Source organism: Gaiella sp. (assembly GCF_039915195.1).
In the GTDB taxonomy this organism is placed as follows: Bacteria; Actinomycetota; Thermoleophilia; order Gaiellales; family Gaiellaceae; genus Gaiella.
The window spans coordinates 1-10,158 of the sequence record NZ_JBDSNT010000088.1; the positions used below are offsets into that span (position 1 = coordinate 1).

Annotated in this window: 8 protein-coding genes and 1 other RNA gene; 7 read left to right on the top strand and 2 right to left on the bottom strand. The window is 65.8% G+C overall.

The window, feature by feature from the left end:
* Positions 1-187: 187 nt before the first annotated feature.
* Together ABIR74_RS08660 and smpB are read left to right on the top strand one after the other, a co-directional pair.
* Positions 188-1,858, top strand: coding sequence for a helicase-related protein (locus ABIR74_RS08660; protein ID WP_348177094.1), 1,671 nt, complete (start codon positions 188-190; stop codon positions 1,856-1,858).
* Between the two features lie 90 nt (positions 1,859-1,948).
* Entirely contained in the window at positions 1,949-2,413 is a 465-nt protein-coding gene (gene smpB, locus ABIR74_RS08665) for an SsrA-binding protein SmpB (RefSeq protein ID WP_348177096.1), read from the top strand.
* Here the strand turns inward: smpB and ABIR74_RS08670 are convergent.
* Positions 2,397-3,317 (bottom strand): GNAT family N-acetyltransferase, encoded by a 921-nt coding sequence (locus ABIR74_RS08670; protein ID WP_348177098.1) that lies wholly within the window; start codon positions 3,315-3,317, stop codon positions 2,397-2,399. The two genes, smpB and ABIR74_RS08670, sit on opposite strands and share 17 nt — an antisense overlap.
* Positions 3,318-3,409: 92 nt before the next feature.
* Between ABIR74_RS08670 and ABIR74_RS08675 the strand changes: the two genes are divergently transcribed.
* The 3 genes from ABIR74_RS08675 to ABIR74_RS08685 are packed head-to-tail and all read left to right on the top strand — an operon-like array spanning position 3,410 to position 7,049.
* Positions 3,410-3,874 carry a (2Fe-2S)-binding protein gene (locus ABIR74_RS08675; RefSeq protein WP_348177100.1) on the top strand — a complete coding sequence of 155 codons (465 nt, stop codon included), beginning with the start codon at positions 3,410-3,412 and terminating at the stop codon, positions 3,872-3,874.
* Positions 3,871-6,213: a xanthine dehydrogenase family protein molybdopterin-binding subunit gene (locus ABIR74_RS08680; RefSeq protein WP_348177102.1), complete on the top strand. Its 2,343-nt coding sequence runs from the start codon at positions 3,871-3,873 to the stop codon at positions 6,211-6,213. The genes ABIR74_RS08675 and ABIR74_RS08680 overlap by 4 nt, the downstream gene beginning before the upstream one ends.
* Entirely contained in the window at positions 6,210-7,049 is an 840-nt protein-coding gene (locus ABIR74_RS08685; protein WP_348177104.1) for a xanthine dehydrogenase family protein subunit M, read from the top strand. Before ABIR74_RS08680 ends, ABIR74_RS08685 begins: the two co-directional genes overlap by 4 nt.
* A gap of 46 nt (positions 7,050-7,095) precedes the next feature.
* On the opposite strand, the gene ABIR74_RS08690 is transcribed toward ABIR74_RS08685, so the two are convergent.
* Positions 7,096-8,028 (bottom strand): MoxR family ATPase, encoded by a 933-nt coding sequence (locus ABIR74_RS08690; protein WP_348177106.1) that lies wholly within the window; start codon positions 8,026-8,028, stop codon positions 7,096-7,098.
* A 265-nt stretch (positions 8,029-8,293) separates the two neighbouring features.
* On the opposite strand from ABIR74_RS08690, the gene ssrA reads away from it, so the two are divergent.
* Positions 8,294-8,659: a transfer-messenger RNA gene (gene ssrA / locus ABIR74_RS08695) on the top strand.
* Between the two features lie 439 nt (positions 8,660-9,098).
* Positions 9,099-10,151 carry a Fic family protein gene (locus ABIR74_RS08700; protein WP_348177108.1) on the top strand — a complete coding sequence of 351 codons (1,053 nt, stop codon included), beginning with the start codon at positions 9,099-9,101 and terminating at the stop codon, positions 10,149-10,151.
* Positions 10,152-10,158 lie beyond the last annotated feature (7 nt).

Consider the following 10,158-nt stretch of genomic DNA (forward strand, 5'->3'; position numbering starts at 1 on the left):
CGCCCGAAACTGGCGCACAATCCGACGCCCCTTGACATCTGCGATTCGTGACGCGGGTGAGTGAGGCTGGTCGCCCGCTTCACCGCTCGACCCTCTGATTCCATTTGCAGGCTTCGCGTGATCCTCCGCGCTTCGTGACGGGCGTGAGTGAAGCCTGTCTCCCGGCCCCCGCCGCTACCCTCACTCCATGCCCGGCGGACGCAGACAGGGACGCGGTCGGGCGAAGCGCCCGAGCCGTTCCGAGCGGCACGAACGCGCTCGTGCTGCCGGCGGACAGGCCGCTGTGAAACGCGCCGAGGGCGCGATCGAGATCACGCTTCCCGAGCGACGAAGCGCCCCCGAGTCCGTCGTCGCTCATCTCGGCCCGACCAACTCCGGCAAGACCTACCACGCACTCGAGGTGTTGAAGGAGCGCGGTCGCGGTGTCTACGCCGGCCCGCTCCGCATGCTCGCGCAGGAGGCACATCGGCGACTCTCGGCCGAGCTCGGCGCAGACGCGGTCGGCCTCGTCACCGGGGAGGAGCGCGTCAACGACACCGCTCCGATCATCTGCTGCACGGTCGAGATGGCGCCGAGCTCCGGCGAGGTGCTCGTGCTCGACGAGGTGCAGTGGGCCGACGATCCCGAGCGAGGATCTGCCTGGACGCGATTACTGCTTGCAGGCGACTACCGCCACATCATGCTGCTCGGTGCGCTCGACGCCGAGCCGCTCGTCCTGCACGCGTTCCCCGAGGCAGAGATCAAGGTGTTCGAGCGGATCCTGCCTCTGGAGTTCGTCGGCGAGCGCGCGCTCCGCGGGCTCACGCCGGGCACGGTCGTCGTCGCCTTCAGCCGTAAGGCCGTACTCGCGCTTGCGGGCGAGATCAATCGCCTGCATTCGGGTCGAGTCTCCGTCCTTTACGGGGCGATGCCGCTCAGCTCGCGTCGGGAGGAGATCGACCGTTTCCTCGGAGGCACGTCGGATGTCACCGTCGCCACCGACGTGCTCGGGCATGGAGTCAACCTGCCGTGTGAGACGCTCCTCTTTGCCGAGACGACGAAGTTCGACGGGGAGTCACGGCGCGACCTGCTCCCGTGGGAGCTCGCGCAGATCGCGGGCAGGGCAGGACGATTTGGCCTCGTCGAGCGTGGCCACGTGGGTGTCCTCACCGGGGTTGCCTGGGCGAATGCCGATCCGAGGATCGTCGAGGAGGCCCTGCAGCCACACGTCCTGCTCCCTTCCGGCCATCTCGGCTACCGCATCGTTGACGAAGCACGCATCAGGCCCCGTCTCTCCGATCTCGGAATCGACGATCCTCGGCGTCTCGACGCCGCCCTCGCAGCCTGGCATCGCGTTGCGACGCGGACGTGGGCGTACGAGAGCTGGCTCTCGGTCGAGTCGCTCGGACCGCTGCGTGGTCGTCTCGCGGCCATCGAGCGGCGACTGCGCGAACGCAATCGCCGACTCACGATCGAGGACACCTGGAAGCTGATCAATGCACCGGTGGACGAGGACAACGCCGAGCTCCTCGCCACGTTGGCGCTCGCCGTCGCGGGAGACACTGCGCAGCGATCGCTGCTCACGTTCCTGCTCGATCCGGCGCGCCTCCGTGATGCGACGCTCGAAGAGGCAGAGCAAGCTGGACGAACTGCAAGTATTCTGCGTTGGTTTGCGTTGCAGTACACGGACGTGGGGGGCGTTTCGATCGAACGGGCGGCAGCACTGGAGGAGGCGGCGGCAGCGCGCGTCGTCGCGCGCCTGCATGTCGAGGTGCAGGATCCGACGATCGGCCGCTGCCGCAAGTGCGGCAAGACGTGTGCCCCCTGGTTCCCGATGTGCGACAGCTGTTTCGGTCGCGTGGGTGGGAGAGCGCGATGAGGAAGCGTATCGCGGTTTCCCACCAGCGCGACCTGCGCCCTGCTTGCTGCCGCCGCGCGCGAGACCCTGAAGCGCCCCTACAATCGGCCCGTGGCCAAGCCAACAGGAACGAAGCTCATTACCGAGAACCGCCGTTCGCGGCACGACTACGAGTTGCTCGAGCGCGTCGAGGCGGGCATCGTGCTCAGCGGCACTGAGGTGAAGGCGCTGCGCGCCGGCCACGCCCAGCTGGGCCACGCTTTCGCCGACGTGCGAAACGGCGAGATGTGGCTCATCGGCGCCTCGATCTCCGAGTACGCGCAGGGCAACATCTCGAACCACATCACGGATCGCGATCGCAAGTTGCTGCTGAAGCGGAACGAGATCGACGTCCTCTACGCCAAGGTCCGCGAGAAGGGGCTGACGCTCGTCCCGACGAAACTCTATTTCAAAGACGGGAAGGTGAAGGTCGAGATCGCGCTCGGCCGGGGCAAGGACAAGGGCGACAAGCGCCGCGCGATCGCCGATCGCGACGCGAAGCGCCAGATGGACAGGGAGCTCAAGGCGCGGCGGTAAGGCCGCCGCGAACACGGATCGTGCCCGGCTCGACCACGTACCCGTGCCGTTCGTTCAGGGCCCTGATCGGCGCGTTTCGCTCCTCGTTGAACGTCCTCAGCGCCGCGTAGCCGTTGTCGATCGCCCACGCTATCTCCGCGCGCTTGAGCGCTCCGGCGATCCCGCGGCCACGCCAGGAGCGCCTCACGCCCGTGATGTCGTGAAAGGCCACGGTGGGGAGCGCCTCGGAGAGCGAGAGCTTCGCGTATCCGACGACCTCGGCTTCGGCGAGCGCGACGAAGGTCGCCTCGGGTCGGTCGCTTGAACCCTCGAGATCGTTATCCCGCCACTTCTCGAACGGCGCCATCTCCGATAACTCCTCGCCGGGGACGTCGGGATACGTCTCGCACGCGACCTCGTACATGCCGCGGATTGCATCGGGCCGGTCGGCCCACGAGGTGATCACGATCCCGTCGGGCGGGTCGATCTCCGGGCGGGCGACCCGCGCGAGATCGAGGCGAAGCGTCGAGTTCCGGCCGACCTCGGTGAATCCACGGCCCTCGGCCCAGGCAAGTGACGCCGCGTCGAGCTCGTCGATCGTTCCGTCCGCAGCCGACTGATCCCCCGCGAGCCCCCAGGCAGAAAGGCGCTCGAGGAGAGCCGCGCCGAGTCCGTGTCCACGGCGGCTCTCGAGAACGCTCACCTCGAGCTGACAGATCCCCGGCTCGGCGTGCCATCCGATGATCCCGTGCCCGACGGCCGTGTCGACGCCGTCGATCGTCGCCAGCAGCCAGATCATCGAGTCAGCCTGCCCGCACCAGTCCATCATCATCGCGGGCGTCAGCGGATCGCTTGGGCGCACCGCGTTGCTCAAGGCGAGCCAGCGATCGAGCTCGTTTTCCCGGAGTTCCTCGATCTCGATCATCGTGGGAGAGTAACGACGCTTTGGCAGAGCGCGGAAGGAGGAGTATCGTCGAGTCCACGTAGCCGTCTTCGATGCGAAAGGGAGGCCGTTTCTTGCGCCCGGTAGATCTGACCGTCAACGGAGTGCGTTACGAGCTCGAGTTGGAGCCGCGCGACCTTCTCGTCCACGTGCTGCGCGAGCAACTCTCGCTCACGGGCACGAATGTCGGCTGTGACACATCCTCGTGCGGCGCTTGCACGGTGCTGCTCGACGGCCAGTCGGTGAAGTCGTGCACGATCCTCGGCGTCCAGGCTGACGGCACCACGATCACCACGATTGAAGGGCTTGCTACAAACGGCGAGCTGCACCCGGTGCAACAGGCGTTCCACGATCATCACGCTCTGCAATGCGGGTACTGCACGCCGGGAATGGTCTTGGCTGCCGTTTCGCTGATCGAGAACGGTGAGGCGCGCGACCGCGCCGCCATCCGCGCAGGGCTCGAGGGCAACCTCTGTCGCTGTACGGGGTACCACAACATCATCGAGGCGATCGCCGACGTAACAGGGAGCACGTCGTGAGCGCGACCGAGACCTGGGGCATCGGTGCGCCCCTCAAGCGCAAGGAGGACGATCCACTCCTCCGGGGTCGGGGAACGTACGTCGACAACCTCGATCTCCCGGGAACGGTCGTGATGGTCGTCGTTCGTAGCCCGTACGCCCACGCCAGGATCATGTCCATCGACTTAGCGGCCGCGAAGGCAGCGGAGGGTGTCGTCGCGGTCTTCACCGGCGCCGACCTCCGCGACGACTGGAAGGCGGCAATGCCCTGCGCCTGGCCCGTCACCGAGGATATGAAGAATCCCGAGCACTTCCCGCTCGCCGCCTCCGAGGCCAACTACCAAGGCGATGGTGTGGCGGTTGTGATCGCCGACACGAGGGCGCACGCCGTCGACGCCGCGGAGCTCGTCGATGTGGACTATGAAGTGCTCGACGCTGCCGTGGATGTTGCTATCGCCGCGCAGGATGGTGGGGCACTCGTCCACGAGGAGCTCGGTACGAATGTCTCCTACGTCTGGCCCCTCGAAACGGGAACTTTCGATGCCGCAGCGGACGTGATCGTGAAGCACACGTACTACCAACCGCCGCTGATCCCGAACGCGATCGAACCGAGGGGCGTCGTCGCGCGTCCCGAGCCGGGCGGTGACGTGACGCTCTGGTCGTCGACGCAGGTGCCGCACCTTTTGCGACTGCTCGCGGCTGCGACGCTCGGGATGTCCGAGACCAAGCTGCGCGTGATTGCTCCGGATGTTGGGGGTGGCTTCGGCTCCAAGCTGGATGTCTATGCCGAGGAGCTCCTCGCGATTGCGATTGCGCGTCGGCTCGGGAGTCCCGTGAAGTGGATCGAGGAGCGTTCCGAGAACGCCGTCTCGACGATCCACGGTCGGGACTTCGTGACCACACTCGAGCTTGCCGCAACGAAGGACGGGAAGATCACGTCGCTCCGCGCGAACGTGATCGCGTCGATGGGCGCGTATCTCCAGCTGGTCACGCCAGGGATCCCCCTGCTCGGAGCCTGGATCTATGCCGGCCCGTACGCGATCCCGAACTACAGCGTCACGTTCACCGGTGTCTTCACGAACACGACGCCGACGGACGCCTACCGGGGAGCAGGGCGCCCGGAGGCAACGTACGTGCTCGAGCGCACCATGGATCTCCTTGCGAAGGAGCTCGGGATGGATCGGCTCGAGCTGCGCCGGAGGAACTTCATCACGGAGTTCCCAGCGACGATCGCGTCAGGGCTGACGATCGACAGCGGCGATTATCACGCCTCGCTCGACCGTCTACTCGAGCATCTGGGCCTGGAGCAGCTGGAAGCCGAGCAGCGGGCGCGTCGCGACAGCGGCGACGTGAAGCAAATCGGAATTGGCTTCTCGACCTATAACGAGATGTGCGGTCTCGCGCCGTCGCGGATCCTCGGTGCGATCCGCTACGCGGCGGGTGGCTGGGAGTCCGCCACTATCAGGTGCCTGCCGACCGGGACGTTCCAGGTCGTCACGGGCACCTCGCCCCACGGGCAGGGACACGAGACGGCGTGGTCGCAGATCGTGGCCGAGCAGCTCGGGTGTGATCCGTCGGAGGTCGAGGTCTTGCACGGTGACACGAGCATCTCGCCGTACGGACTCGATACCTACGGGAGCCGGAGCCTTCCCGTCGGCGGCGCTGCGCTCTGGTCTGCGGGAGAGAAGATCATCGAGAAGGCGCGCCAGATCGTCGCACACCAGCTCGAGGTTTCGGCCGACGATCTCGAGTACGCGGCCGGGACGTTCACCGTGAAGGGCTCGCCCGACAAGGAGATGACCGTGAAAGGCGCGGCGTGGTCGGCGTTCGCAGCGCACAACCTGCCCGATGGAATGGAGCCGAACCTCGAGGCGACGGCGACGTACGACCCGCCGAACTTCTCCTGGCCCGGTGGAGCACATGCGGCGGTCGTCGAGGTGGACACGGGGACGGGAGATGCACGCCTGATCCGCTACGTCGCGATCGATGACGTCGGCACGGTCGTTAACCCCCTGATCGTCGACGGTCAGGTGCACGGCGGCATCACTCAGGGGATCGCAACCGCGCTGTACGAGGAGGCGATCTACGACGAGGACGGCAACCTCGCGAACGGGACGATGGCGATGTACCTCATGCCCTCGGCGGCCGAGCTGCCGTCGTACCAGCTAGACCGCACGGAGAGCAAGGCGACGGACCACCCGTTTGGTGCCAAGGGCGTGGGGGAGACCGGGACGATCGCGGCCGCGCCTGCGGTGATCAACGCGGTCATCGATGCGCTCGCGCATCTCGGCGTCACCGATATCCAGATGCCGGCGACTCCGGAGAGAGTCTGGCGCGCGATCGAGGAGGCAAAGCAGTGATTCCTGCGGCGTTCGACTACGAGGTGGCGGAGTCCGTCGAGCACGCTCTCGCGCTCCTCGCTGCCGACCCCGATGCGAGGGTGCTTGCGGGTGGGCACTCGCTCGTCCCTGCGCTGAAGCTGCGCATTGCTCGGCCTTCGAAGCTCGTCGACATCGGTCGTCTCTCCGACCTTGCCTACGTTCGTGACGCCGGTTCCCAGCTTGCGATCGGCGCTCTCACGCGACATGCCGCCGTGCACGACGATCCGCTCCTCCAGGAGCATTGCCCGATCGTGTCCACGACCGCCGGCCAGGTCGGCGATCCGCAGGTGCGGCATCGCGGAACGATCGGCGGCTCACTTGCGCACGGTGACCCTGCCTCCGATCTCCCGACCGTGATGCTTGCGCTCGACGCGGCCTTCGTGATCGTCGGGAGCGGCGGCGAGCGGACGGTCGGTGCGGGCGACTTCTTCACGGGCGTCTTCCGGACGGCTGTCGGCCCCGGGGAGCTTCTGATCGAGATCCGGGTTCCCAAGCTCGGGGACGCGACCGGGTGGTCGTACCTGAAATATCACCGTCGCGCGCAGGACTGGGCGACGGTGGGCGTGGCCGCGCTCGTGCAGCACGAGAACGGCACGGCGGCGTCGGCCTCGGTGGCTCTCACGAACATGGGCGGGACGCCGCTGCGTGCATCTGCCGTCGAGGCCGCGATTGCGGCCGGCTCATCCGTCGCGGAGGCGGCGGCTCACGCGGCGGACGGCACCGAGCCGTCGAGTGACACTGCAGCGTCGGCCGAGTTCCGGGCCCATCTGGCGCGCGTGCTGACCGAGAGGGCTCTGACCGAGGCTCTCGCCTGAAACGACCGGGTCCGCGCGGCGACGTATCGGCGTCGCGCGGACATTCCTACGAGTTGAGTGCGGAGGTCAACGCTTCGTCGGGCGTCGTGCCGGTGCGACAGATGAGCCGGTGCCGGAGCACATACGGCGCGACCGAACGAACGTCGGCGACCGTGACATTGTTGCGGCCGGCGAGTCGCGCTTCAGCCTTCGATGCGCTCAGCAGGTGGATCGCCGCACGCGAGCTGGCGCCAAGCTCGACCTCGGGGTTGTCCCTGGTCGCCCTTACGACCTTGACGATGTACTCCGCAACATCGCGCGGCACTTCGGTCTCGTCCAGCTCATTCCGCGCGCGGTCGAGTCCTACGATCCCGAGGAGTGACCGGATCTCGCCGAGCATGTCGGGAGTCACCCCGGTATGCGGGAGCCGGAGCATCTCGATTTCGTGCTCGGCGTCCGTGTACTCGAGGTTGATCTTGAAGAGAAAGCGGTCGAGCTGCGATTCGGGCAGCGGGTAGATGCCCTCTTGCTCGTAGGGGTTCTGCGTTGCGATCACGAGGAAGGGGTCGGGGAGACGGTGTGTCTTCCCGTCGACCGTGACGGTACGCTCCTGCATCGCCTCGAGCAGGGATGCCTGCGTTCTCGGCGGCGTGCGGTTGATCTCGTCGGCGAGGAGAATGTTCGTGAACACGGCTCCGGGGAGGAAGACGGCCTCACCCATCCTTGTGGTGTTCATCCCTGTGATCGTGTCCGGCGTCGTATCCGGCGTGAACTGGATGCGCTTGAACTTCGCGCCGAGCACGTGCGCCATCGCTCGTCCGAGCAGCGTCTTCGCGCTCCCGGGCGGGCCCTCGATGAGGACGTGGCCCTGGGCGAGTGCAGCAACGAGCAGCAGATCGACTGCGCTGTCCTGCCCGATGACGACCTTACCGACCTCCTCGCGTGCCCGATCGCGCAGGTCGACCAGGTTCTCGTACGGCCGCGGTACGACGTGTGACACTTGACTCCCTCTCGTCGGCGTTGTCCTTCGAGAACGATACTCGGGTTGAGACGACTTGTCTGCCCTTTGCAGCCTATTCGGCGAAGAATCCTTGGATCTCGGCGAAGGGAACCTGTGCGGCGAGCATCCGGACGTGCAGCGCCCGCAGTCTCTGGGCTTTGGCCTGCAGGGCGGGAGCGTCCATGCAGCAATCCTATATTTCGGGCGCAGCACTATCGCGCCCAGCGACCCTCCGGCTACAATGGCAGGAGTAGAAATGACATACGGGGGCGACCTGGTTTCGACGTGGTCGGTTCTCCGGCTGAGTTGCGAGCCGAGGTCCCCGGTCGGCCTCGTTAATCCACCGGGAAACAACACAAATGCGAATCGTTCAGATCTCGCAATCGCTGCCTAGTCACTGACTAGCTAGCGACGCCCGTTCTGGCTGGGCCCGAGGCCAGAACCGGCGCTAACCATCGGGCTCGGCGCAGAGGGAGAGTCAATCGCCCGAAGCGCGACATTTCAGGATTGACTGGCCCGCCGGTAGGTCGTTCGCCATCGGCCGTCGGGCGAGATTCAAGGCGAACTACGCTCGTAGACACTCTGTTCGGTGCGTCCGCGGACGCGGGTTCGATTCCCGCCGCCTCCATAAGGACTGCTTCACGAATCACTTCAGAAATTCAGATCGGACGAGGTAGCGAAGACCGAGACGGCGGCCCCAGGGGTCGCCGTTTCTTGTTTCGAGGACTCCGATCGAGGCTCGGAGCGCCGCTTGCGCAGGACTCAACGCGCCTCAGGCCCGCGCGGGCGCCGAGCTCCCAGAGGTGATCCTCCGGGCGCTCGGATGACTTTCTGATCGAGAGGTGACGTGCCCTAGAAGGGTTCGGGCTCGGCGGCGAGCGCCGGCTCGGGAGCCGGCTTCGGCGCGCCGCAAGGAGATGCGGGCGCGCATCTCCTTGCGGCGCTGCTTGATCGGGCGCCCTGCAGCTCGGTGCAGTTCTTCGGCGCTGAGGCAGCTGTAAACGTGCCAATCGACCTATAAACGTGCTAAAAGAAGTTCAGATTATCACGTTTATGGTAGGATTAGCACGATGAGGAGCTTTCTTGATCTCGACCGCAGCTTCGCAGCCCAACCACCTCGGCTCGGCGCCGTCCTAGCGCGAATCGACTTCGGGCTCGGCCAGGAGTCGCTCTACCGAGACCAACTTCCGGCGTTGCTGAGTGCGCTCGCCGAGCAGACGCGGGTCGCTTCCGTTACGGCCTCGAACGCGATCGAAGGCGTGGTGGTCGCTTCTGAACGGGCCGAGCAGATTGTCCAGGAAGGCACGCCTTCACGTTTCCGCAATCGCAACGAACGCGAGTTCGCAGGCTACAGCGACGCGATCGACGAGATCATGCGCGGCGACCAGCTCGAAGCACTCTCCGTGCCATTCATCCTGCACATCCACCGCCAGCTCCTTCGGTACACCGGCGGCCGTGGTGGCAATTTGAAGACCGACGACAACCTGATCGTTCGCTACGAGGACGGCCAGCGCATCGTCATCTTCAAGCCTCCGCCGTGGCAGGAGACCGAGTACCTACTCCGCGAGCTCGTTGATCGCTACAACGATGCATCTACGGCTGGCGTCGCACACCCGATTGTCCTGATGGCCACGTTCATCCTCGACTTCCTCGCAATCCATCCCTTCGCCCACGGCAACGGTCGTGTCGCCCGAATCCTGACGAGCTACCTGCTCCTCCACGAGGGCTACGGGGTCTCCCGCTACGTCAGCGTCGAGCAACGCGTCTTCGAGTCGAAGAACAGCTATTACGCCTCGCTGCAAGAGTCGCAGCAGGATTGGCGACAGGGCGAACACCGGATCTGGCCCTGGGTCGAGTACATCACCACGATCCTCGACGGCGCCTACGACACCTTCGAGCAGCGTATCGCCGCAGAGCACGGAACAAGTGGGCTTTCCAAGCAGGAGCGTGTGCGCGTCCACGTCCTGAAGCACGCGCCGGCAGAATTCAAGATCGCCGATGTGCGTCGCGCGCTCCCTGGAGTGAGTAGCGCCACGATCAGGCTTGTTCTCAACGAGTTGAGGGATGCTGGGAAAATTCGTTCAAGCACAGGCCGCTCTGCGAGCTGGACGAGGATTGACTGAATACGCC